Origin of the sequence: Magnetofaba australis IT-1, assembly GCF_002109495.1 — a bacterium.
Classification (GTDB): domain Bacteria; phylum Pseudomonadota; class Magnetococcia; order Magnetococcales; family Magnetococcaceae; genus Magnetofaba; species Magnetofaba australis.
On record NZ_LVJN01000020.1, the window covers coordinates 224422 to 247676 of the forward strand.

Here is a 23255-nt window from a genome sequence, read left to right on the forward strand (position 1 = left end):
GCGTCACTCCTCCTTTTCGTCGTCTCTGAGCGCCAGCAGCGCATTGGTCTCGCCCTCGTCGGCCTCTTGCAAATCCACCGGCTCATCCTCGGAATCATCCCACTGCAGCTCCGGCAGTTCGTTGGGGCAGGCGGCGCCCTCTTTGAGAAAATGCTCTTTGGACATGCCGCACAGCGGGCAGCGCCAATCGTCCGGCAGCGCGTCGAACGCAGTGCCTGGCGGCGCGCCGACGGAGGATGACCCTTGCTCCGAATCGTAGGTGTAGTCGCAGCTTAAACAGTACCATACGGTCATGGGAAGCCCTTCCCGAGCGACCCCAGCGCGCACTGCGGCTGGCGTCGATTGGCCGATGGCGCATCGCGGCGCGCCGTCGACCTCTCCTGGTCTATGCGTGACGCCACTGGCGCAGCGGCGGGCGTTTCGCGGACAGCCCTCAGCGCGCGCAAAGTGACGCATCATGCCTCCATGCATCGGTTCTGATGCGATCATTCTTCAATACTTTGGACAGCAGCGCCCCCATTTTTTCCCAAATCTGCGGCCTTTTTCCGCTGTGCGGCCAGGATGGGGCGCGCTTGCGCCGGGGCCGTGGCGCGCCATTTCGCCGCTGTGGAAAGGATGGCGGAAGTTTGACGCAAGGGGCAGGCACACAGATTCCAATGATTGGAAAACCTTTTGATTAACAATGTATAACCCTCATATACCGGGAATGATCATTTGAGTGGCGCCACGATTGCTTTGTCAGGGCTGACGGCGGTGTTGTTAATCCGTTCCGTTCCCCGACAGGCCGTGCGCACAAGCGACCAATCCAGAGAGTCGAGCGCACTGGCTGGCCGCCTCGCCGCAGCATTGGGCGAGGGCAACAAGATGAAGCAGGGAGTACGCACGATGGACGCAATCAATGCGCGCAATCCGTTGGCGGGCGGGATTTTCGAGCCCATGGCGCCGGTCGATGAGGATCTGCAACAGACCGTGGATGAGATCCGCGATGATTCGCTGTTTGAGGTTGGCACGGTACACGCATGGAGCTTTCCGCCGCAACAAGCCGAAGCGGCGGCGCATCAGGCTTGGGAGCGCATGGCCTCGGTGTTCACCGATACCGAAATGAAGATGCTCGAAGGTCTGTTCTACGCCTCGGCCATCAACGGGACCGAACGTGACGCCAGCGTTGACTTCAGCAATCCGGAGTTCGCCTATCGGGCCCATGTGACCCGCATGCGACGCGAGTTGGAAAACACGCGTAGCCAGATCAAGCCCGGCGACTACATTCAAAGACATATGCTGCTCGAAGCTTTCGAAGCGGCTCTGGGCGAAGCGGGCGCCAACTGACGTTGAGTCAGTCACGCCGCAAACGCCATAAAACCTGATGCCTCACTGGAGGTTGCACATGTTGACCATCGCCCACGGGGCGCACAAAAGCCCCCGGCCCACAGAGGCCGCCACCGTCAAGAACGGCGCCGCTTCCCAGGTCGGTTTCGACCAGGCGTTGGCGCGCGCCGCCGGTGACGCGTCTGCGCCCAATACCGCCTATCCCAGCCTCAATGCGGCCTCCGCAATGATGGCCGCCAATGGCATGGGGCGTTCGGTCGCCTACCACCCCAATCTGGGCGCCGCTGGCGAGCGTCCGCTGGGGTTTGCGCCGGAACACCTGAAACAGGCGCTCAATCGCGAGGAGATGGCGATGTTGCAGGAACTGACCGCGTCGTGGGACGCGGAAGTGGGCTCCGAGGGGGCTTCCGGGTCCGTGTCCGGGCCGTCCGCTGTGGACGACGCCTCGACCCGGGAGCCATTTTTTTCCCAAGCCCCGGAAGGCGTGAAATCGCTGTTGGATGAGATGGCCAGCCGCATGGATGCGGCGGATATTCAAGCCATGCAGAGCATGCTGGGCGGCGCGCTGCCCGAGGCGGCCCCGCGTGGACTGGATCTAACCGCCATCTCGCGTCAATTGACGCAGGCTTTGGAGAGCGGCCGCGAACAGACCGCGCCCGCCGACTATCGCGCCTGGCGTTTGCGCTTGCACGATTTCCAAGCCGCCGCGCTGCGTTTGCAGCAGCTCTCCGGCGATGGCCGCAACGCCTGATCGCGCACACTTAATTTGATGACGCACACGACGAGGTGAAGCATGTCCGTTATTCCGCAAACCGCACCGCGCAGTAGCGCCGCGCAAAGCGCTTCCGTCCAGGCTCAAGCCATGACCATGGGCGCCCGTGACAGTGAACAGGCCCACGCTGCGGCGGGCGACACCGTCTCCATCAGCAGTGGCGAACCGGTGAATCGCGCCATCAATGATCTGGTGGATGAGGTGCTTAATGAACTGCTCAATAACAGCGGTCAAGCCCTGCAGACTCAAGCGGGCAATTTGACCGATGAGAGCGCCCAACTGCTGTGAGCCTGATGGGTCTCTGATCCATTCGCGCACAGGGATAAAAAAGCCCCCATCTCGCAAGAAATGGGGGCTCTTTGACGTAATGACTACACAAGCAGCGGGTGGCGTGTTGGGTTTGTCAAAACTCTGGCAAATACCCGTGGCGCGCAACCGGTGGCGAAGAGTTTTTCGGCGCCAGTTTTATGGCGGGAGAGAACTCGTCAATTTTCCGACAATAGAGTCAGCGCGCGCTCTGCTGATATATAGTGAGTCAAACCCAAAACTGCACAGAACGTCCAATGTTTGCGTGACGTAGGTACAGCTTGCGCTAACTATTGGCCGTCGGCTGGCCGACGGCGGGGTCTGGGGCCTGCGGCCCCAGCGCCAATGGTGTGCAATCCAGGGCGGCGCCCACGATTTGGCAGGAACGCCAAATCGGACTCGCGCAGCGAGCCCGAGGGTGGGGGCCGGCGGGGGTGGATGGCCCGAATCACGGTGTGGCTGTTGATCTTGGGAGCTCGAGGGCGGAGCCCTCGATATCTTCCAGCGCCCAAATGTTCAGTTTTGAATGCTAGCGACTATATTTGGACTGCCCGGTAAACGGTTCCGCCATGCGCACCAAGCGGAAACCGAGCAGATTGAAGCGGCGATCCGGTGGGAAATAGTAACGCACGCCCGCGCGCAAATAGCGTTCGTTGCTCAGATAGCCGCCGCCGCGAAACACCTTTTCGCGCCCTGTGCCGGGACCGGTGGGGTTGCGTCGCGCCGAGACCCGATAGGCGTCCTTGGCGTACCAGTCGTTGACCCACTCCCAGGCGTTGCCGGTCATGTCGAACAGGCCAAAGGCGTTGGCCGCACGGGTGGCCACCGGGTGGCTCTCGCGTCCGCTGTTGCCGCTGTGCCACGCCAGGGAGTCGAGATCCTCGCCGCCGCAGAAGGTCTGCTTGCGTCCCCCCTCGCGGCAGGCGTACTCCCATTCGGCCTCGGTGGGTAGGCGGAAATGCCCGGCGCCGGAGTTGTTCAGACGGTCAATGAAGGTCTGCACATCGTGCCAGGAGACCTGAGTGACCGGGTGGTCGCCCTGCTCGTCATTCTCCCTCTGTTGGCGATTCTGAATCACCGAATCGCTGGCGCGGGCCTTGCCCATCACGCGGGTCCACTGTTTGCGCGTCACCTCATGGCGCGCCATCCAGAAGTCGTCCACACACACTTCGTGCACCGGCAACTCATTGGCTTGGCCATTGATGTCGCCCATGGGGTAGCAGCCGCCGGGGATCTTCACATAGCCCATGGCGATGAGCGGGTCGTGCCACAGATTGCGCTGCTGCGGCTGCGCTGTATCCTGGCCGGAGCGCCACACGCCAGAGATATCCGGCGCATCGGCGACCATTTTGGACTGCCTTTTGGCGGCGTCGCGCTCATGGGGGCGGGTGGCGATGGGCGCCGCTGACACCTGCACCGAACCGGCGCGCTGCATCAGCTCCTCCAGCGACGCCGCCGGGCGCTGCGCCAGCGCCTCATCCCCAGCGGTCATGGAGGCGACGAACTCCGCCTCCTGTTCGGATTGCGGGCGTTTGGCGGAGGCATCGGCGTCGGATTGCGCCGGCAGGCCCGATGCGGGGGCGCTGGCTGGTTGCGCTTGCGGCGCGGCGTCACGCTTGGCCTGCATCCCCAGCGACTGCGCCGGTTGCGGCTGGCGGGTGACGTCATGGGCCGATTGGCTGGGCATCTCTGTTTGCGCCGGGATGGGCAGGGCGGAGGCGTTGGGGTCGTGGGGCAGTTGCTCCACCGTTTCACCTTCGGTGCGCAGAGCGATCACCGCAGGCGGGGTGGGGGCAGGGTCAACTCCCGCTGACTCCAGGCCGAGCCCATGGCGTCGGCCTGGCCCATCTGCTCGGGATCGATGGCGTTGCGCTGAGTGGCGGCGGGGGCGCGGGCCACCAGTTGGCCGCGATTCCAGGTTTGGGTCTCCTCGCGGGGGGCCTCCTGGCACACCACCACGGTCTCGCCCGCCGGGTAGAAGCTGCCCTGGCCGTGGCGTTTGCCATTGACGTACTCGCCCACATAGCGCGAGCCGTTGGGCCACACGAACACGCCGGGGCCATGGCGCTTGCCATTGAGGAAACCGCCCTCAAAGCGGCTGCCCGAGGGCCAGACGAAGACGCCGTTGCCGGTGCGTTCGCCATGTTCAAACGCGCCTTGGTAACGCGCGCCGTCGGGCCAAACCTGCATGCCGTAACCGTGGCGCAGCCCGTCCGCGTCCACCGTGCCCTCATATTCGGAGCTGTCGCCTAGCTTGAGCATGGCGCGAGGCATCTGCGCCAACTCCTGGGGAATATCGACGGAGATGGGCAGGGGCGGTTGGTCCGGGTGCAGCCAGTTGGCCACCCGACCCACCCCTTTGCCGACGCCGACGATGCCCTCTTTGATATTGCCGCAGGCGCTCAGAGTGACGCACAGCAGCAGCGCGCCGCCCACATGGGTCCAGCGGCGGCGCCAGTGGGGCCGTGCGTTCACAGGATCTCCAGCACCTTCTCCGGCGGGCGTCCCAGAGCCGCCTTGCCATCCTTCACCACCAGCGGGCGCTCCATCAATTTGGGGGTGGCGGCCATGGCGTCGAGCAGCTGCTCGCGGGTCACTGCGGCGTCGCCCAGCCCCTGCTCCTTATATTCGGCCTCTTTCACCCGCATCATGGCGCGCGGATCCTCCTCCCCCAGCATTGTTAACGCCTGCTCCAGCCCGGCGCGGTCCAGCGGGGTTTTCAGATATTCAACCACGGTGATCTCTTCATCGCGCTCTTGCAGCAGTTGCAGCGTCTGGCGCGACTTGGAGCAGCGCGGATTGTGATAGATGGTGACGGACATCTTCAAGATACTCCCCAACGGTTCAGCGGCGCTCAGTACCAGAAGGCGCCAAACAGACCGGACGACACATCCGGATGGAACAGACCGGCAATGATAGCATATCGCGCCCCTTTGCCGAAAAATACCAACACGCAAAATAGCCAGAGCCGCACCCGCAGGGCGCCGGCGGCCACGGTGAGGGGGTCGCCGATGAGGGGAACCCAGGCGAACAGCAGGCTCCACACCCCATAGCGGGCGAAGCGCTCCTGGGCGCGCGCCAGCGCTTGCGGCGAGACCGGAAACCAGCGCCGGTCGGCAAAGCGGATCAGCCACGCGCCGAGCATCCAGTTGACCACCGAGCCCAGGCCGTTGCCGAGGGTGGCCACGCCCCATAGCAGCCACGGATTGTGGGCGTCCTGCAGCAGCAGCGCCGCCAGCAGCGCTTCTGAGGAGGCGGGGAAGAGGGTGGCGGCGATGAAGGCGGAGGCGAACAGCCCCGCCAGCGCCGCATCAAGTGGAAACAGGGCGGTCATGGCGCGCCACAGTGTGCCAGAAATCATCGCCAAAGGCATGGCGTCTTGTGGCGCACAGGCTGTGGCGATGCTGTAACGGAAAATTCGCTTGCCCCCAGCGATGAGAAATCGGCACAATCCTTGATACGCAATATGACGAGGCGCACGGTGCATTGGCGCTGTTCGCCTGTAGTGAATATGTTTAAGTTTATGATTTTATGGGATATGCTAAATATTTTGCGGCTGCCGGTTCAGGCTGCGGTCGCCAGCGGATTTGCATAAGATGCGAAAAATGCGTCAAGTTCGACGGCAAAAGTGTCGAAACGAGCCTTGTCTGACGCACTCAGATAGCGTGTTAACGCGGTAAAAACGGCGCGCAATGTCCGCGAAACGTTGCGCCCACCAACCCGGAACATGACGCCATGGTCAGCTTAAAACGGTTGTTTACTCTGGTGGCCGCCGCAGTGATGCCTGCGGCCCTTATCGCGCCGATGGCGCACGCCAATGGTCTGGCCCCGGTCAATGGTCTGGCCCCGGCGGGCATGCAGCAGCAGACCTCCATGTTAGCGCCCCTGGGGCCCATGGTTCCTGTGGAAGCGCATATCCCGGCCACCTTCTCTCCCGGCGGTCGTCTGCTGGCCGAAGCCGAACCCGACGGCTCGGTGGCGGTGCGCGATTTGACCAACAACGGATTGCTGTCGCGTCTGCGCGGCCATCAAGGCGGCGTGACCTCCATCAGCTTCTCCCCCGACGGTCGCCGCGTGGTGACTGGCGGCAACGACCGCACCGCGCGTCTGTGGGACGCCGCCACCGGCAAACTGGAGGCGACTCTGGGCGGTCATGGCGGGGTGGTGCAGGCGGTCAGCTTCTCCATGGACGGGCGCTTTGTGCTCACCGGCGGGGCCGACTCCACGGTGCGTCTGTGGGACGCCAAGTCCGGTCGCATTCTGCGCATTCAACCGCGTGAAACCCGTCTGATCAGCTTCGCCCCCGACCGCCGCTATGCGGTGTCGGTGGATACCGCCGATCCGCGCCTGATCCACCATTGGGAGTCGGTGAGCGGTGAAGAGGTGGGCGTGTTCGAAGGCCACACTTGGCACATCACCCGCCTGATCTTCTCGCCTGACGGCAAGCGCATGGCTTCCGCTGACGGCGCGGGCGCCATCATCCTGTGGGACACCACCACTCGTGAGCCGGTGAGCGTGCTGCAAGGCCACAACGGCCCGGTGGCTTCGCTGGCCTTCTCCCGCGATAGCAAGCGTCTGCTCTCCGCCGATCGTGATCACGCCATCACTCTGTGGGACGCCGAAACCGGGCAGCCTTGGTATAGCCTGCAAGCGCCTCCCGAGGGTGTGGCGGTGGTCGCCTTTGATGCACAAGAGACCGCCATGCCGCTGACTCTGAGCCCTGACGGCGCGCTGCGCTCCTGGGATCCGCAGACGGCGGAATCGAAACTGCTGCGCGCCGGTCGTTCGGTGACTTTGGAAGTCTCCTCGCCGACGGAAACTATTGCTCCGGCTCCGGCGCCTGAAGTGCTGCTGCCGGTGGTTCCCACCGCGCCCATGGAGCCGGTTCCGCCGGCCCCGGCCGCCAACATCGAAGGCGCTTTGACGCCGCCGGACGCTTATGATGGCCCGATCCCCGCCGCGCAAGCCGCGCCGGGATCGGCGCCGCCGAGCAAATCGGTTACGCCGCCCACCATGGGGCATAACCGGTCCGCTCCGCTCAAGCCGCAAGCCGCCGCCGCCCCCGTTTCGGGGGCGTTTTCATTTCCGCGCGCCACCCACGTTGCGCCGCCAGTGCAGCAGGCGCGCGCCCAGCGCGTGACGCCGTCGCGCGTGCAACCTGCGCCGATGAGAAAGGCCGTGGCGCAGAGCAAGCCCGCCGCGCCGTCGCCGCGCGCGGCCATGGCGGCGCTATTCCAGGAGCCGCGTTCGGGCGTCACCTTCGCCTGGGCGCCGGGCGGCTGCTATAAGATGGGCGCCAATGGCGCGGAGATCACCCGCGCCGAGACCCCTGCCCATCGCGTTTGTGTGGATGGCTTCTGGATGGGGCGGTTTGAGGTGACTCAGGAGCAGTGGACCCGCTTGATGAAGAAAAACCCGTCGCAATTTCGCAACGGTCCCAACTACCCGGTGGAGCAGGTCTCCTGGAGCGACGTGCAGGAGTTCGTGCGGCGTTTGAATGCCGCGTCCACGGATGGCGCGCGCTATCGTCTGCCGACGGAAGCCGAATGGGAGTTCGCCTGCCGCGCGGGCGGTCCGGCGGATCGTCCCTGCGGCGGCTCCAGCAATGTGGTGGCGTGGCATAATGGCAATGCCCCGTTGGGCACCCAGCCGGTGGGCGGCAAGGCCCCCAATGCGTTGGGTCTGTATGATATGTCCGGCAATGTGCTGGAGTGGACCGCCGACGGCTACCGCGAGAATTTCCACAAGATCGCCAGTCGTCGCGACGGACTGCGCAACCCCCATGGCGACGCTGACAGCCCCAACCGCGCGGTGCGTGGCGGTAGCTGGCGTAGTCAGGGGGATGAGTCGCTGCGCGCCAGCCGTCGCCACGGTCTGCCGCCGCAGTTGAAGCATGCGTCGTTGGGCTTCCGACTGGTGCGCGTCGGTCCGCCGCCCGCCGCGATGACGGCGCAAGCGCGCTGATTCCACGCAATCCCGCTGGTCACATGACGTCCGCGCCGGTTACACTGGCGCGGACGTTTGCGTTTATTAAGCAGTGAAATGCTGAGAAGAGTGGAGAGACTGGGGCTTCGCCCCAGACCCCGACCAGGGCGCCGCCCTGGACCCGCGAGGGCGCTGCCCTCGACCCGCCAGGGAAATGATTTCCCTGGACCCTCGTTAGCTTAGCTTTGTGCCCCATTGTGGGCAGGAGGTGATGACGTCGAGGATGATGAAATTTTGGATGGAGCATTTCTATGAGGATCAGCGGAAAGAGCCGAATGATTGCACTGGCTGCTTTGGCTTTAGGGCTGAGTAGTTGCGCCATGACCGGCGGTTCGAAAAAGTCCGAGGATACGGCTGTGGAAAAAGAGGTCATTCAACCGTGGGATCTGGGCGGGCGCGGCAAGGGTAATTTTGATCGCGTGATTCCGTTCAGCACCACCTTGGCGCAGCTGCACAATCTGGGCATCGACCCGCAGTTGAGCAATAGCGTGCACCGGATTGATCAGGCGCAGATTCGCGCCTATTTCGACTATGATCCGCGCACGCGCAGTGAGCAGCCGGACGGCATTTTGACCTGCGTGGATGCGGGCGACCGCTGCTATGGCTATATCCTGCAAGAGCCGTTGGTGGAGCGGCATGTGAAAAAGGGCTTGCTGCGTAAGAAGGTGGAGAGTGAGTTCCATGTGCCCAAGTATGAGGCGGTGATTTTGATTATGCGGGAGCCTGTGTTGGATGAGTCGGTGGTGACCTATACGCGGTGGAATGATAGTCCGCCGCCGCCGCCGGTGTCGTTCCAGAAGCCGCCGCCGCCGGTCTATTTTCAGGGACAGTGAGCGGGCCAGAACGGAGTAAAATTGGCCGCCGACTGGTCGGCGGCGGGGTCTGGGGGCCGCTGCCCCCAGCGGGTGTGGGCGGCGCCCACGGTGTGGCAGTTGCTTTGGCAGTTGCCGTTTCCCCACTGAACAAAGCTGGCGCCAGCAGAGAGTTCGATGTGAAGCGCGAAACGTGGAGCCCGTAGGCAGGCAAATGGGGAAACGGCAGGTGAGCAGGCCCCGCAGGGGCCGTCGTCCGCAGGACGGCGAACTGCCCTAAGACTCGAAGCTTGGAAAAGTTGAAAAGTGTTTGCGGGCGGGGGTTGAATTAGGCGCCCGTCCCCGGAATTCCAGAGAATTCGTCCCCGGAATTCCAGCGAATTCGTCCCCGGAATTCCAGCGAACTCGTCCCCGGAATTCCAGCGAACTCGTCCCCGGAATTCCAGCGAACTCGTCCCCGGAATTCCAGCGAACTCGTCCCCGGAATTCCAGCGAACTCGTCCCCGGAATTCCAGCGAACTCGTCCCCGGAATTCCAGCGAACTCGTCCCCGGAATTCCAGCGAATTCCGAAAAGTGAGTCTTGTTAAAATCTGAACATATTAATATGAGGTCGGATGATAATATGAAAGCAGTAAAAAAGAATAGTAGCGGTCCGCCTTGTCGAATCTGCCATTACCGCATCAAGAGCTCAATTAATGGACATAATTCATACTGTGTTTATTGGGGATGGGTAATTTATGATGAGGAAGAGAAGGATGGTATATCAAGGAAGCACTGTAAAAGCGCCTATGTTAGATCAAAGAATGATAGGGACGACCCGTATATAAGCAGTATGGGTCCTTCTGTTGACCCTGTCGCACTGGCGGAAAGAAACTGGGCTATTAAGGATTATAGAGCAAATGTTAAGCGCAGCAATATTGCTTTAGTAATATCGATTCTTGGATTGTCTGTTTCAGTTATTGCGCTCATGGTCTCAATGTGGTGAAAAGATACTATAAATAAGCACAAAGTATTTCCTGTATATAAAGCCCTAAGGCATTCGCTCCTGTCGGCTGCGCCGACATATCGCTCACCGCCGTTTCCCCGACGACCTCCTTGCTGGCTGCACGTTCCGCGCCCATTTCACACTGCGTACTGGCTCGCGGTTTGTTCTGTGGGGAAACGGCCAAAGACAACTGCCACACCGTGGGCGCCGCCCACACCCGCTGGGGCCGCAGGCCCCAGACCCCGCCGCCGACCAGTCGGCGGCACGTTACATAGCGCTGGCGTCTCGTCTGTCACGCAAACACTTTTGGCCCTTTGCCTACCATCTGGCCTCGTTTAGCGCCTGGCTCGCCTGCCTCGTCCGCTTCACCAGGGCCCTGACCATCAACTCCGACTCCCTCGCCGCATCCCGCAACTTGGTCGTCTTCTCACGATTCTCAGCCAATGTCGCCTTGCGCGCCGCCCGTTCCTCAGCGCTGGCCCCCTTGGCCCGCACCGCCTCAATCGCCGCACGCTGCTCACGCGCTTGCGCTATATAGGCCGCCTGCTTGGACTCAAACTCCGCCTTCGCCGCCGCAAGCTGGTCGTCAAGACTCTCAGTCTTCCAGTTCCAATAGGAGGTGGGCAACAGCACCCGTTGGGCATTGCGCAATACGCTGTCGCGTTCGGTCAAACCCGGGTCCAGTGTGGGGGCGGGGGAGGTGAGCCACTGCAGCAGGAATATCACCACAACAGCCGCCACCGCGCCGATGGCCATACGACCGGCGCAACGACAAGCAATTTGTGTCTTACTGGGGGAGGAGGAGCCGCTCATGCAATGCGTCCCTGAAAGCCTGTGGAAAAGAGAATTGGATATCAAAATTTAGCACACAATATCCAAGTATGCTCCCAAGGCAAACTAACGAGGGTCCAGGGAAATCATTTCCCTGGCGGGTGCAGGGCAGAGCCCTGCCGGGTCGAGGGCGGCGCCCTCGTGGGTCCAGGGCAAAGCCCTGGTCGGGGTCTGGGGCGAAGCCCCAGTCTCTTTCATCGTCCCGAAAAACCGGAGCGGCGCGACGCCGCTCAATAGTAGTTGTCTACAGCGCCGTCGGGCAGACGCGCAGCGTACTCGTTGAGCTTGTTGCGCAGGGTGCGAATGCTGATGCCAAGGATCTCGGCGGCGCGGGTGCGGTTGCCATCCACTTCATCCAAAGTGCGGCGGATGAGGATCTCCTCCATCTCCCGCACCGTGGCGCCCACCGGCACGCTGATCAGATCTTCCGGGATCGGCGAAGTGTCGCCTACTGGGATGGGGGTGGCGACTTCGAAGTCGATCATCAAGTCCGCAGCCTTGATGTGGTTGCCTTCAGCCACCAACAGGGCGCGCTGAATCACATTCTCCAGTTCGCGGATATTGCCCGGCCAGGGGTAGCTGGCCATAGCCATGCGCGCATCGTCGGAGAAGGTGATATCGTTGCGGCCAAACTCCTCAATAAAGCGATTGCGGAACACCTCGGCCAGCAGCAGGATGTCCTTGGGACGCTTACGCAGCGGCGGCAGTTGCACCGGGAAGACGTTGAGACGGAAGTAGAGGTCTTCGCGGAAATTGCCATCAGCGGCGTAGTTTTTGAGATCGCGGTTGGTGGAGGCCACCACGCGCACATCCAGCTCAATGGGGGATTTGCCGCCCACCGGATCCACTTCGCGCTCCTGCAACACCCGCAGCAGTTTGGCTTGCAGGGGCAGGGACATCTCCGAGATTTCGTCCAGGAAGATGGTGCCGCCATTGGCTTGCAGGAACTTGCCCTTGCGGTCGGAGGTGGCGCCGGTGAAGGCCCCTTTGACGTGACCAAACAGCTCCGACTCCAGCAGGTTCTCCGGCAGGGCGGCGCAGTTGATGGCGATAAACGGCTGCTCGGCGCGGTCGGAAACCTGATGGACGAAGCGCGCCATCAACTCCTTACCGGTGCCGGATTCGCCCTGAATCAGCACCGTGGCCTTGGATTTGGCCACCCGACGCACCTGGGTGAGCATCTTCTGCATCTGCGGGTCGGCGGTGGCCAACTTGCGCCCCCGACCCAATTCGGGATCGAAGAAGCGCCCGGCGTACTGTTTGAGCGCCGCGCTCAAAGTGGGCGCATCCACCGGCAGCACCAGCAGATCCGCCGCGCCGGCGTCGATAGCGTCCTTGGCCAGATGCACCGTGGCTTCGGCGCTGGCGGCCAGAATCGGCAGACCCCGGAACAGGAAGGTCAGCTCGCGGATCAGATCCAGCGCATCGGGCACGGTATCCAGACACACCACCGCCAGACCGCTCTGGGCCCCGCGCAGGCTCTGCTTGGCGGCATCGCCGTCAGCGGCGTTCTCCACGCTCTTGCCCGCGCCGCGCACCTGCCCGGCCAGGGCGTTCATGGCGGCGTTGGCGCCGCCCACCATCAAAATTGTGTCGCTTCCCATACTCATGGCTTAACGCGCCGCCTGCTGTAACACCAGTTTGAGTTGATCGGCGTTTTCCAGCGCCATCTTGCCCCACGGGGCGTTGGGGTCGATCTGCGACGCCTCGCGGTAGGAGGCTTCCGCTCCCGCCAAGTCGCCGCGTCGCTGCAGGATATCGCCAATGCGGATGCGCGCCAAGGCGCGGACCTCATTGTCTTCGCCCTTGGCCGCCTCCTGAAAGGCGGGTAGAGCCTTATCATCGCCCTTCCACGCCTGCAACACGGTGGCGTACTGATAGGCGTCATGACCAGCGCCCACAGGCTTGCCGAACAGCAGTCGCTCCAGAGCGTTCACCGCTTGGGGGAAACGACCGCGTTCCGCTTCGGCGCGCGCCAGATAGCGCAAACGATCGGCGCGCTCATCCTGATTGAGCGATTCCGGCGGAATCTTGTCCAGCAGCATCAACACCGCTTTCCAGTTCTGCGCCGAGAGCTGACGCGCCGCTTCATCCAAGCGCACCCGCGCCGCCGCCGGAGCGACCTCCACCTGGCCGCGCGCATCCTCCATCAGCGGGATGAACTGATTGGCGCGCAACTCCTCGCCCAGCTTGCTCAACTGCGGGGCTGGGGGGCGCACCATGCCGCCCAGAGCGGCCAGACCATCGCTATACAGACCCATGCGCAACATCGCTTCAGCCAGTAGCAGTCGCGCCTGCTCATAGGATTTCAAACCGCGCCAATCGGTCCCATGGGATTCGCCCAGCAGCAGGGCGTATTCGGGGCGGCGATTGTCCAAAGCGTGCTGCATGCCCTCGGTCAAATAGAGCCGCTTGAGGCGGTCGGCCTTCTGCAGATGGCTCTTGCGCGAGGTGTAGACCAGCAGTCGTTTGAGGGTCTCCAGGCTGGCCAGATACTGCCCGCCTTCGCCTTGCAGTTGCGCCTTGGTCAGGTAGGCCTCGGCGATGGCGTCGCTGATGGGCACATCCTTCACCAGCTCGTCGATGGCTTTGATGCGGTCCTCAATGGAGGGCTTTTCGTCAATCTGAATACGGAAGATGCGCGCCCAGGGCACGGCGCCGGATTTGGGGAAACGGGTCTCCAGCACATCCAGCATGGTCAACGCATCGGGGATGCGCTTCTGATAGCGGTGGCTCTGCGCCGCACGCAGCATCGCCCACGGGGTGGCGGCGTCGGTGTCGGGATAGGTGGTGATCAGCCGGGTGTAGAGGCTCAGCGCATCGCCATAGTCGCGGTTGGCGTAGTAGATATCCGCCAGCGCCAGGGCGTCCACCGGATCGTTATTCAGCAGGGCGAGCTGTTCCGGCGGAATGGCGCGCACGATCATGCTGGCGCGGTGGAACTCTTCGCTCTTGTTGGCGGCCAGGGCCTGATACAGATTGGCCCGCGCGCGGGTGGCGTCGGAGGCGTCCGGATCCCGCGCCACCAGATTGAAGAAACGCTCGGACTCCTCGAGCATCTCCATGCCCATGAGGATGCGCCCGCGCTCCAAGGTGACGCGCGGATCATTCTGCGGCAGGTTGGGGTCGTCGGCCACCGCTTTGGCGGAGTTGTACTGGTGCGCGTCATTGAGCAGTTGCAACTGCAGCAGACGAAACTCTGGGTAGCGGTAGTTGTTGGGGTGGCGCGCCATGGCGGTGTTGAGCTCGTCCAGCAGCCAGCCGGGGCGCCAGTTCATGCGCTGCGCCAACTCCACCTTGCGGAAGTCGATCAACTCCCGGTTGGCGGTGTTGGGGAAGACTTCGGTGAGTTTGTCGAGGAACGCGCGCGCTTTGTCAAAACGCAGATCCTTGGCGGCGGTCTCGGCGTTGTCGTAGAAGAAGCCCTCGTCGAGCATCTGCCCGCCCACGTCCACCGGCTCTTCGGTGACCTGAAACACCGGGGTCAGACGGTTGAGCGGCAGGGCCGCGCCGCGCTCCAGGGAGGAGCGGCGCAGGGCCAAAATCGCCTTGGCGTCCTCATCCCGGCCCAATGAGCGTTCGCGACGCATCTCCACGATCAATGTGCCGCTGGCCGGGTCGGCGTGGAACAGCGTTTTGACCGCTTCCGGCGCCAAGGCCAGCTCCATCTCCACCTGATTGCGCGCAAACTCATACAGACTGACGGATTGGATCAAACCCTGCGGAGCCAGATTGCGCCAGCGCGGGTCGATAGCGGCGCCGTTCCAGCGCAGGCGCACGACATGTTTCTCCTGGTCCATCTCCTGTGCGGCCAATTTTCCTGAGCCGGTGTGTTCAATCACCAGCAAAGTGCCGTCGCGACCGGGCAGAATACGCGCGCCCAGCAGGCGGGTGGCCTCCTGAGGATTGGGCTTGGGATTGGCCTCAATGGTCAGATGGTAGAGGGAGCCAGCGCCGAATTTGGGCTGGACGACGCCATCGCGGAACAGCAGAAACGGCGCTTTGAGATCGATATAAAGGTAGATGCCCATACGTCCGGGGATCGGTTCGATGCGCACGCCGTTGACGTAGCGCGAACGCGCCGGGTTGACCTCGGTGTGGGGCAGGGAGAGCAGGTCGGCGATCTCCACCCGCAGGGTGCGCGGACGCAGCAACTCCCATTTGGGCGGTTTGGCGCCGTTGGGAATGCGGAAGCTGAGTTGGTCGCCGGCGCCGCCGGGCAGCAGCGTATGGCTGAGTTTGGTGAACAGCGCCCAGGCCGGGCTCGGCGCGCACAACAGAGTCAGCGTCAGCAGCGCAAGCAGGGGCCAACGCACAGCGATGACGGAAGGGGCGCGCATGTCAGGCGTTCTCCTGGGCGCCCTCTTCCCGCTCCAACCCCTTTTTCTTGATCTTCTCCACCAGGGTGGTGCGGTTGAGATTGAGCAGCCGGGCGGCTTTGTTCTTGTTCCAGCCGGTGCGGTTCAGGGCATCGAGAATCAAGCGGTTTTCGTAGGACTCCACCTCGCGGTTGAAGTCGGTGCTGCCGTCGGATTCATACTGAATCTTGAACGCCGAGGCGGGGATGCGGTCATCAGAACTGGCCGGGCGCGCCTGCCCGCCGACGATCTTCTGCGGCAGGTCGGTCAACTCCACCTCGTCATCGGCGAGGATGGTCAGGCGCTCCACCAGGTTCTCCAGCTCGCGGATGTTGCCTTTCCACTCATAGCGGTTGAAGGCCTCGTAGATCTCTTTGCCGAAGGCGAGATTGATCTCATGGCCCTGGTTCTTGGCGCATTTGGCCAGGAAGTGGTCAATCAGGGCGGGCAGGTCGTCCAGACGCTCGCGCAGGGGCGGCACGTGCAAGGGCACCACGTTGAGGCGATAGAAGAGGTCTTCGCGGAAGTCGCCGTCGGCGACCATCTTCTCCAGATCCTTGTGGGTGGCGGCCACCACGCGCACATTGACCTTCTTGGACTGCACCGCGCCCACCGGCTCGATCACCTTCTCCTGCAGCACCCGCAGCATCTTGACCTGCAGCTTGGGGCTCATGTCGCCGATTTCGTCTAAGAAGATGGTGCCGTTATTGGCCAGTTCAAAGCGGCCTGGACGGGTGTTGGCCGCGCCGGTGAAGGCGCCGCGCACATGGCCGAACAGCTCCGATTCGAGCAGATCTTCGGGGATGGCCCCGCAGTTGACTGCGATCAGAGGCTGGTCCTTGCGTGGGGATGCTTGATGAATCGCCTTGCAGATCAGCTCCTTGCCGGTGCCGGATTCGCCCTGAATCAGAACGGTGGAGTCCTTGATGGCGACCCGTTCGATCAGTTTGAAGAGCTGCTGCATGCTGGGCGCGCTGCCGATAATGCCGTACACGTTATCCCCCCGATGGGTCCAAATCGCCGAGTGGCGTGGACGCCGCAGTTTTGTCAAGAATTCAACGCTCGTTCCCTGAGCACGGCGTCATTGCATCCAGAATGTGTCTTGTTGTGTCTTGTTATGGCGTAGCTGTCAAAAATCCAACGCCAGAGTACGCCACGGCGCCCACTGCGGCAACCGCTCATTACGCAGACACGCATTTTTTTTCGCATACTGCGTAACCGCCCCGGTTTTGCTGGGGTTTGCGCGGTTGTCGACCAGCGCTTGCCCGCATCCTGGCGCATGGGCCATGATAGGGGCCGCACGGCGTCAACATTAAGTTAAATACAAAAAGCGCGCCATTATGGGTAAATTGAACAATAATTCATCGTCCTCTCTCCGTTTTCAGCCGCGCGCCGCGCGGGTGGACGCCTGGGTCGCCGCAGTGGCTGAGGCGTTGGACGCGGCGGATCTGAGCTTCGATAATGGCTGGCAGGAGCCGTTGGCGGAGGCGGAGCTGTTGGTGGCGCATGTGTTGGGGCTGACCCTCGACGAACTGGATGCGCGTCTGGGCGAGGCGCCGGATGCGGCCGCCGACGCGCGCGTGCAGGCGCTGCTGAGCCAGCGCATCGATGAGCGCATCCCCATGCCCTATCTGTTGCAACAGGCGTGGTTTGCCGGGCGCTCTTACTATATAGATGAGCGCGTGCTGATTCCGCGTTCGCGCATTGAGAATATTCTGGATGACGACGAGGGGTTCCTGGCGCTGACCCACGGACGCAAACCGCGCCGCATTCTGGATCTGTGCACCGGCAGCGGCTGTCTGGCCATCGCTCTGGCCCATGCGTTTCCTGAGGCGCAGGTGGATGCGCTGGATATCAGCGCCGGGGCGTTGCAAGTGACGCGCATCAACTGTGAACGTCACGGCGTGGGCGAGCGGGTGCAGGTGATGGCGTCGAATCTGTTTCAGGCCGCCCACCGCGCATGTTACGATCTGATCGTCACCAACCCCCCCTATGTGCCCACGGCGGTGTACGCGGGGTTGCCGGCGGAGTTCAAGCGCGAACCGGCCATCGCTTTGGAGGCGGGGGCGGACGGTTTGTGGCTGGTGGAGCCGATTCTGCGCCAAGCGCCGGATTATCTCACCGAAGGCGGCGTGCTGGTGTGCGAAGTGGGCGATGATGTGGAAGAGATCATGCGCGCGCGTTGGCCCGATGCGCCGCTGGAGTGGTTGATGTTTCATTTTGGCGGCAGCGGCGTATTCGCTGTGTGGCGGGAGCAGTTGGCGAGATGGAATTCCCTCTGAAGTTGCGGCGCAAAAAGGAAGAGCCGGCAAGCGCAGACGCCGATCTGGGGTTCGTGCTGGACTATTTTGACGGCAAGCACTCGGATCGCGATCGCGCTCGTCGCCTGCTCAAGGATCGTATCTTTAAAGAGGCGTTGGGGGCCGATGTGGCCGCCCAGCCGCTGGGGCGTCTGCTGTTGGCGGCGCTGGAGAAGGGTTTTAAGCCGCTGCTGCGCGGCGACCACGAGGGGCAGGCGGAGGCCGACCGACTGGCGTGCACGCTGCGCAAAGCGCGCGCTGAAAAAGAGTTGGATGGACAACTGCAGACGCTGCTGACCCTGGCGGAGCGGTTGCGCGCGCGCATGGCCGAAGGCGGCGGCGAATCGGCTTCTGACGGCGCGACGCAGGCGTTGCGGGGACGCATCGAGCAGTTGCTACGCGGCCTGGCGGCCCTGGATGGGGACGAAACCTGGGTGGGGCGCGAGAGCGCGGCGCTGCTGGAGATCAGTGATCCGGCGGCGGCGGATCTGCAACTGGCGGCGTTCTGCACGCGTCTGCTTGAAGAGAGCGACGCTCTGCGTGAGAAGCGCCGCGCCGAGCGGCGCATGCTGCTGGAGCTGCTGGCGGAGTTGGCCGATCGGCTGGATCTGCTGCATGAGACCGCTGGCGGCTTTACCGGTCGACTGGGCGGGACCATCAGCCGCATTCGCGGCAGCGATGAGGTGAGCGATCTGGAGCAGTTGCGTAATGTGCTGCTCTCCGAAGCCGAGTCGCTGATGAGCGAGACCGAGGCGCTCACCGACGAGTTGGCCATCAATCAGGCGCATCTGGTGGAGACCCAAAACCGCATGCGCGAGTTGGAGGCGGAGCTGGAGCGCACCCGCGCCGAGAGCTTGAAGGATCCGCTCACCGGCGCGGCCAACCGACGCGCCATGGATGAGCATCTGGCGCGGGAGTTCGCCCGTTGCCAGCGCCATGGCGAAGCGCTGTCGGTTATTCTGTTCGATCTGGACCACTTCAAAAAGGTCAACGACAACTACGGCCACCTGGTGGGCGACAAGGTGCTCATCACCGTGGCCGAACGCGCAGGCAAGATGATCCGCCAATCGGACATTCTGGCCCGCTATGGCGGTGAGGAGTTCGCCATCATCCTGCCGGAGACCGACGCCCACGGCGCCGCCGCCATCGCCGAGAAGGTGCGCCAGGACGTGGCCAAGCTCTGCTTCAAAACCAATGCGCAGGAGCTCACCGTCACCTCCAGCTTTGGGGTGAGCGAATTGGCGCTGCTGGATGGGGAGATCACCCCCGCCGCGCTGCTCAAACGCGCCGATGAGGCGCTCTACCGCTCCAAAAGCGGCGGCCGCAATCAGGTTACCGTGGATGGCGGCGCCGCCGCCGAGGCCGTTGCGACATGAGTACATGGGGCGGCATCCCGGCGGCGGTGGCGGGGGATTTCGACTACTGCCGACAGGTGGTCAAGAGCCATCCGGAGAACTTTCCGGTGGGCTCGATGCTGGCGCCCAAGTCGATTCGCCACCATCTGCACGCGGTCTACGCCTTTGCGCGTCTGGCCGATGATTTCGCCGACATGCCCGGCCACAGCGACGACGACAAGCTGCAACTGCTCGACGACTGGGACCGCCGCCTGGAGGCCGCCACCGAGGGGCGCGCCGATCATCCGGTGTTCCGCGCCCTGGCCCACACCCTGGAAGAGACCGAGCTGCCGCCGGAGTTGTTGCGTAATCTGTTGGTGGCGTTCCGCATGGACGTCACCAACAAGCGGTATGACACCATTGAGCAGTTGGACGACTACTGCCGCTTCTCAGCCAATCCGGTGGGGCGCATCGTGCTGCACCTGGCGGGTGAGACCGACCCGGAGTTGTTGCCCTATTCCGACGCCATCTGCACCGCGCTGCAACTGACCAACCACTGGCAGGATTTGGGTCAGGATCCCTGGAAGGGGCGTCCGCTCTACATCCCGCGTGAAGAGATGGCGCGTTTTGGGGTGGAGGAGTCGATGATCCTGCAGCGCCGCTTCTCCGCCGCCGCCGCCGAGATGATGCTGTCGCTCACCGCCGAGACCCGCGCGCTGTTCGATAACGGCCTGCCGCTGCTGGAGCGGGTCGCCTGGCCGCTGAACATGGAGTTGGCGGTGACTTGGGAGGGGGGCGTGGCGATTCTGGAGCGCATCGAGGCCATGGGCGGCAACACCCTGCGTTCCCGGCCCTCGCTGGACGGCGCAGCCAAAATCCGCTGCCTGTTCAATGCCGTGCGGCGCGTGGCCAGCTTATGACGCCACAGCGCTACTGCCTGGATAAGGCGCGCGCATCGGGCAGCTCGTTTTACTATCCGATGCTGCTCATGCCCGCCGCCCAGCGTGACGCCATGTTGGCGCTTTACGCCTATTGCCGCGAGGTGGACGACATCGTTGACCGGCGCGGCGACCCGGCGGCGGCCAATCTGAAACTGTTGTTCTGGCGCGGTGAACTCAAAGAGGCGTTCGAGGGCGGCGCGCCCCGCCATCCGGCGGCGCGGGCCCTGCAGGAGGCGGCGCAGCAGTTCCCGTTGCGCATAGAGCCGTTCGTCAAATTACTGGACGGCATGCGCATGGATCTGGAGGAGGCGCGCTATCCGGACATGGCGGCGCTGGAGGAGTATTGCGATCTGGTGGCGTCGGCGGTGGGGGAGGCGGCGTTGCCGATCTTCGGCGCTGATCCGGTGCGCTGTGCGGCCAGCGCGCAGCATTGGGGGCGGGCGTTTCAGCTCACCAATATTCTGCGCGATGTGGGGGAAGATGCGGCTATGGGTCGGGTCTATCTGCCGCTGGGGATTTTGCTGGAGTGCGGCGCAAGCCCGGAGGATCTGCTGGAGGGGCGGTTCACCCCGCAGGTGGCGACGGCCATGGCGCGGGTGGCGGATGTGGCGCAGGCCCACTATGAGCAGGCGGAAGCGATGATGCCGCCGGATCAGCGCGTTGCGTTGCGTCCGGCCATTGTGATGAGCCGCATCTACCATGCCTATTTGCGCGAGCTGCGGGCGCGGGAGTATGACGTGTTCTCCAGGCGGCTGGAGTTTTCGCCGTGGAAGAAGTTGTGGATCACGTTCCGCACGTGGCGGCAGGAAAAACGCGCGCAAAAGTAAAAGTGTGTGTGGGAAAGCCTGCGAGCTAGCGTTGACTATTGGCCTCCGGCTGGCCGGAGGCGGGGTCTGGGGCCTGTGGCCCCAGCGGGTGTGGGCGGCGCCCACGGTTTGGCAGTTGGGAGTTTGAGGGCATAGCCCTCAATATCTCAAAGCATGCAGAAGTTGTCTCCCTCCGTGTCCACCAACTCCCATTTCACGCCCCCGGAAAACTGCCGCTGCATCATCATCGGCGGCGGCGTGGCGGGTCTGTCCGCCGGACTCCGCCTGGCCCAGCGGGGCGCCAATCCGTGGGTTCTGGAAGCGGCGCCGCAACTGGGCGGCCGCGCGCGCAGCTTTGACGATCCCGACTTCGACCAGCCATTGGACAACGGCCCGCATCTGTTGGTGGGGGCCTATCGCCAGACGCGCAAATTGCTGCGTGATGCGGGCGCGCCGCTCAGATGCGATGAGAGTCTGGGCCGCCGCTATCCGCTGTGGGACGTCGAACACGGCTTGCATGGGCTGGATCTGGCGCGTTGGCCCGCACCGGCGCATCTGGCGGGGGGGCTGTTGGGGATGCCGGGCATGGGCTGGGGCGCGCTGCGCGCGGCGCTGCGGCTGCTGCCGGGGATGCTGCGGCCTTGGGCGCTGCACGGTTTGAGCGCCACCCACTGGTTGCAGAACGCCGGGCAGGGGGAGGGGCTCTTCCGCCGTTTGTGGGAGCCGCTGTGTTTGGCCACCCTCAACGAACCGCCCGGTTCCGCCGACGCCGTGCTGCTGGCGCGGGTGATGCGCGAACTGTTCCTGGCCGGTCCCGCCGCCGCGCAGCCGCTGATTCCCGCCGCTGATCTCAACACCACATTGATCGCGCCGCTCAAGCAGGCCATTGAAGGTCTGGGCGGACGCATCACAACCCGCGCACGGGTGATGGCGCTGGATCTGGGCGGCCAGCGGGTGCGCGGGGCGATGACGGCGCGTGGGCCGATCTTCCATGACGGCGCGTGGATTGTGGCCACGCCGCGGCGGGCGGCGGTGAAGCTGCTCAACCCCTGGAGCGCCGCGCAACCCTGGGCCGAGGGCGAAGAGAGTCCCATTGTGTCGGTTCATCTGCGCTTTGCCGCGCCGGTGGCTCTGCCTGCGCCCATGCTGGGGCTGCCGGGCTGCGTCTCCCAATGGCTGTTCCAACCGGCGCCGGACCGCATCAGCGCCGCCATCAGCGCCGCCTATCGTGAAGTCCACTGGGAGTCGTCGCGCATTGTCGACGCGGTGTTGGCGGATCTGGCCGCTGTGACCGGAGACGCGCCGCCGCCGCTGCGCGCCCAGCGGGTGATCAAAGAGGCGCGCGCCACCTTCTGCGCCTGGCCCGAAGCGCCGCGCGCCGACCCCGCCACGCCGTGGGAGAATCTGCATCTGGCCGGGGACTGGACCGACACCGGCCTGCCCGCCACCATTGAGGGGGCGGTGATCAGCGGGGAGCAGGCGGCGCGTAGGAGCCGGTGAGCGCGCCCCATGGCGCATTGTCGCTGGCGGGCGCATCGTGTAGATTGGCCGGATTGATGACAGCGCGCGGGTTTGCCGCGCCTTTGGCTTTCAGGAATCGATGACCATGACCCTTCGCGCCCTGTTGGCGGCTCTGCTTCTGCTCACCCTCGCCGCGTGCAGCTCCACTCCCGATGAGGACGTCACCCCCGACCTGCCGCCGGAAACCCTCTACCGGCAGGCCACCGAGGCGCTCAAGCAGGGCCAATACACCAACGCCTCGCGCATGTTCAGCGATCTGGATCAGCGCCATCCGTTTTCGCCATGGGCGGTGCGCGCGCAGATCAATCTCATCTACGCCGACTTCAAGCGCGAAGAGTTCGCCGAGGCGATCAGCCACGCCGAACGCTTCATCCGCCTGCATCCGCGTCACCCGGAAGCGGCCTACGCCTACTATATGCGCGGTCTGGCGCACTATCGTCAGGTGAAGGACGCCTACCGCGACCAGGATCGCACCCGCAAAGCCGCCGCCGCCTTCCGCGAGGTGGTCAACCGCTTCCCCACCTCCGACTACGCCTGGGAGGCCAAGCAGATGCTCGATCACTGCATCTATCGCATGGCCGAACAGGAGATGGTGGTGGCGCGCTACTATCTGGATCGCGAAAACTGGCTGGCCGCCTACAACCGCTTCTCGGCGGTGGTGGAGTCCAAGGAGTATAGCGCCACGCCGCTGGTGGAGGAGGCGCTGTTCTCACTGCTGGTGATCGCCAAAAAGCTCGGCCTGGACGGCGAAGCGCGCAACTATGCGGCGGTGCTGGGACACAACTTCCCCAATGGCCGCTTCTACCCGCTGGCGCCGCCGCTGGTGGAGGGGCGCGGCGGCATCTCCAAGAGCCAATTGGCCAGTCTGCGCACCGAAGTGGATGAAGGCTCCTTCTTCGCGCGCTTCTTCGAAGGTCTGAAACCGGGCGTGCTGACGCCGGGCAACTAAGCGCCTACGGGCCACAGGGAGAAGTCGC

At 63.7% G+C, this 23255-nt stretch carries 21 protein-coding genes; 12 read left to right on the forward strand and 9 right to left on the reverse strand.

The genetic code is table 11. From position 1 onward, the window contains the following. Positions 1-3 precede the first annotated feature (3 nt). The gene (locus MAIT1_RS13290) at positions 4-294 is read right to left on the reverse strand and encodes a rubredoxin (protein ID WP_085443412.1); all 291 of its coding nucleotides are present in this window, start codon (positions 292-294) and stop codon (positions 4-6) included. Between the two features lie 591 nt (positions 295-885). Between MAIT1_RS13290 and MAIT1_RS13295 the strand changes: the two genes are divergently transcribed. The 3 genes from MAIT1_RS13295 to MAIT1_RS13305 are packed head-to-tail and all read left to right on the forward strand — an operon-like array spanning position 886 to position 2386. Further along, positions 886-1326, forward strand: a complete 441-nt coding sequence (locus MAIT1_RS13295; RefSeq protein ID WP_085443413.1) for a hypothetical protein — start codon at positions 886-888, stop codon at positions 1324-1326. 58 nt (positions 1327-1384) lie between these two features. Further along, the gene (locus tag MAIT1_RS13300; protein WP_085443414.1) at positions 1385-2077 is read left to right on the forward strand and encodes a hypothetical protein; all 693 of its coding nucleotides are present in this window, start codon (positions 1385-1387) and stop codon (positions 2075-2077) included. A gap of 42 nt (positions 2078-2119) precedes the next feature. After that, entirely contained in the window at positions 2120-2386 is a 267-nt protein-coding gene (locus MAIT1_RS13305; RefSeq protein WP_143814835.1) for a hypothetical protein, read from the forward strand. A 547-nt stretch (positions 2387-2933) separates the two neighbouring features. Here MAIT1_RS13305 and MAIT1_RS13310 read toward each other — a convergent pair. Genes MAIT1_RS13310 through MAIT1_RS13325 form a run of 4 tightly spaced genes read right to left on the reverse strand, consistent with a single transcriptional unit; the run spans position 2934 to position 5765 of the window. After that, a complete protein-coding gene (locus MAIT1_RS13310; RefSeq protein ID WP_143814836.1) occupies positions 2934-4151 on the reverse strand; it encodes a formylglycine-generating enzyme family protein in 1218 nt (405 codons plus the stop codon). A gap of 26 nt (positions 4152-4177) precedes the next feature. After that, on the reverse strand, positions 4178-4879 hold the full coding sequence (locus tag MAIT1_RS13315; RefSeq protein ID WP_085443417.1) for an MORN repeat-containing protein: 702 nt from the start codon (positions 4877-4879) through the stop codon (positions 4178-4180). Beyond that, positions 4876-5226 (reverse strand): arsenate reductase (glutaredoxin), encoded by a 351-nt coding sequence (arsC, locus tag MAIT1_RS13320; RefSeq protein ID WP_085443418.1) that lies wholly within the window; start codon positions 5224-5226, stop codon positions 4876-4878. Before arsC ends, MAIT1_RS13315 begins: the two co-directional genes overlap by 4 nt. Positions 5227-5258: 32 nt before the next feature. Continuing rightward, a complete protein-coding gene (locus MAIT1_RS13325; RefSeq protein ID WP_241893479.1) occupies positions 5259-5765 on the reverse strand; it encodes a YqaA family protein in 507 nt (168 codons plus the stop codon). A 374-nt stretch (positions 5766-6139) separates the two neighbouring features. On the opposite strand from MAIT1_RS13325, the gene MAIT1_RS13330 reads away from it, so the two are divergent. The 3 genes from MAIT1_RS13330 to MAIT1_RS21565 all read left to right on the forward strand — a co-directional run bounded on the left by MAIT1_RS13330 (position 6140) and on the right by MAIT1_RS21565 (position 10187). Further along, positions 6140-8368 (forward strand): SUMF1/EgtB/PvdO family nonheme iron enzyme, encoded by a 2229-nt coding sequence (locus MAIT1_RS13330; protein ID WP_085443419.1) that lies wholly within the window; start codon positions 6140-6142, stop codon positions 8366-8368. Between the two features lie 296 nt (positions 8369-8664). Then, on the forward strand, positions 8665-9222 hold the full coding sequence (locus tag MAIT1_RS13335) for a hypothetical protein (RefSeq protein WP_143814837.1): 558 nt from the start codon (positions 8665-8667) through the stop codon (positions 9220-9222). Positions 9223-9824: 602 nt separating this feature from the next. Next, positions 9825-10187: a hypothetical protein gene (locus tag MAIT1_RS21565; protein WP_143814838.1), complete on the forward strand. Its 363-nt coding sequence runs from the start codon at positions 9825-9827 to the stop codon at positions 10185-10187. A 318-nt stretch (positions 10188-10505) separates the two neighbouring features. Here MAIT1_RS21565 and MAIT1_RS13340 read toward each other — a convergent pair whose 3' ends face one another. From MAIT1_RS13340 to MAIT1_RS13355, 4 genes are all read right to left on the reverse strand, one after another. Further along, positions 10506-11000 (reverse strand): hypothetical protein, encoded by a 495-nt coding sequence (locus MAIT1_RS13340; protein ID WP_143814839.1) that lies wholly within the window; start codon positions 10998-11000, stop codon positions 10506-10508. Between the two features lie 248 nt (positions 11001-11248). Then, complete coding sequence (locus MAIT1_RS13345; RefSeq protein ID WP_085443422.1) at positions 11249-12628, reverse strand: sigma-54-dependent transcriptional regulator; 1380 nt, start codon at positions 12626-12628, stop codon at positions 11249-11251. Positions 12629-12631: 3 nt separating this feature from the next. Further along, positions 12632-15358 carry a tetratricopeptide repeat protein gene (locus MAIT1_RS13350; protein ID WP_085443423.1) on the reverse strand — a complete coding sequence of 909 codons (2727 nt, stop codon included), beginning with the start codon at positions 15356-15358 and terminating at the stop codon, positions 12632-12634. 1 nt (position 15359) lies between these two features. Beyond that, a complete protein-coding gene (locus MAIT1_RS13355) occupies positions 15360-16370 on the reverse strand; it encodes a sigma-54 interaction domain-containing protein (protein ID WP_085443424.1) in 1011 nt (336 codons plus the stop codon). A gap of 346 nt (positions 16371-16716) precedes the next feature. On the opposite strand from MAIT1_RS13355, the gene prmB reads away from it, so the two are divergent. The 6 genes from prmB to MAIT1_RS13385 all read left to right on the forward strand — a co-directional run bounded on the left by prmB (position 16717) and on the right by MAIT1_RS13385 (position 23227). Next, the gene (gene prmB, locus MAIT1_RS13360) at positions 16717-17658 is read left to right on the forward strand and encodes a 50S ribosomal protein L3 N(5)-glutamine methyltransferase (RefSeq protein WP_085443425.1); all 942 of its coding nucleotides are present in this window, start codon (positions 16717-16719) and stop codon (positions 17656-17658) included. After that, positions 17643-19052 carry a GGDEF domain-containing protein gene (locus MAIT1_RS13365; RefSeq protein ID WP_085443426.1) on the forward strand — a complete coding sequence of 470 codons (1410 nt, stop codon included), beginning with the start codon at positions 17643-17645 and terminating at the stop codon, positions 19050-19052. The genes prmB and MAIT1_RS13365 overlap by 16 nt, the downstream gene beginning before the upstream one ends. Continuing rightward, positions 19049-19930: a squalene synthase HpnC gene (gene hpnC, locus MAIT1_RS13370; protein WP_085443427.1), complete on the forward strand. Its 882-nt coding sequence runs from the start codon at positions 19049-19051 to the stop codon at positions 19928-19930. Before MAIT1_RS13365 ends, hpnC begins: the two co-directional genes overlap by 4 nt. After that, positions 19927-20778: a presqualene diphosphate synthase HpnD gene (gene hpnD / locus MAIT1_RS13375; protein ID WP_085443428.1), complete on the forward strand. Its 852-nt coding sequence runs from the start codon at positions 19927-19929 to the stop codon at positions 20776-20778. Before hpnC ends, hpnD begins: the two co-directional genes overlap by 4 nt. 162 nt (positions 20779-20940) lie before the next feature. Then, entirely contained in the window at positions 20941-22257 is a 1317-nt protein-coding gene (hpnE, locus tag MAIT1_RS13380) for a hydroxysqualene dehydroxylase HpnE (protein ID WP_158089490.1), read from the forward strand. A gap of 106 nt (positions 22258-22363) precedes the next feature. Further along, the gene (locus tag MAIT1_RS13385; RefSeq protein WP_158089491.1) at positions 22364-23227 is read left to right on the forward strand and encodes an outer membrane protein assembly factor BamD; all 864 of its coding nucleotides are present in this window, start codon (positions 22364-22366) and stop codon (positions 23225-23227) included. Positions 23228-23255: the final 28 nt, after the last annotated feature.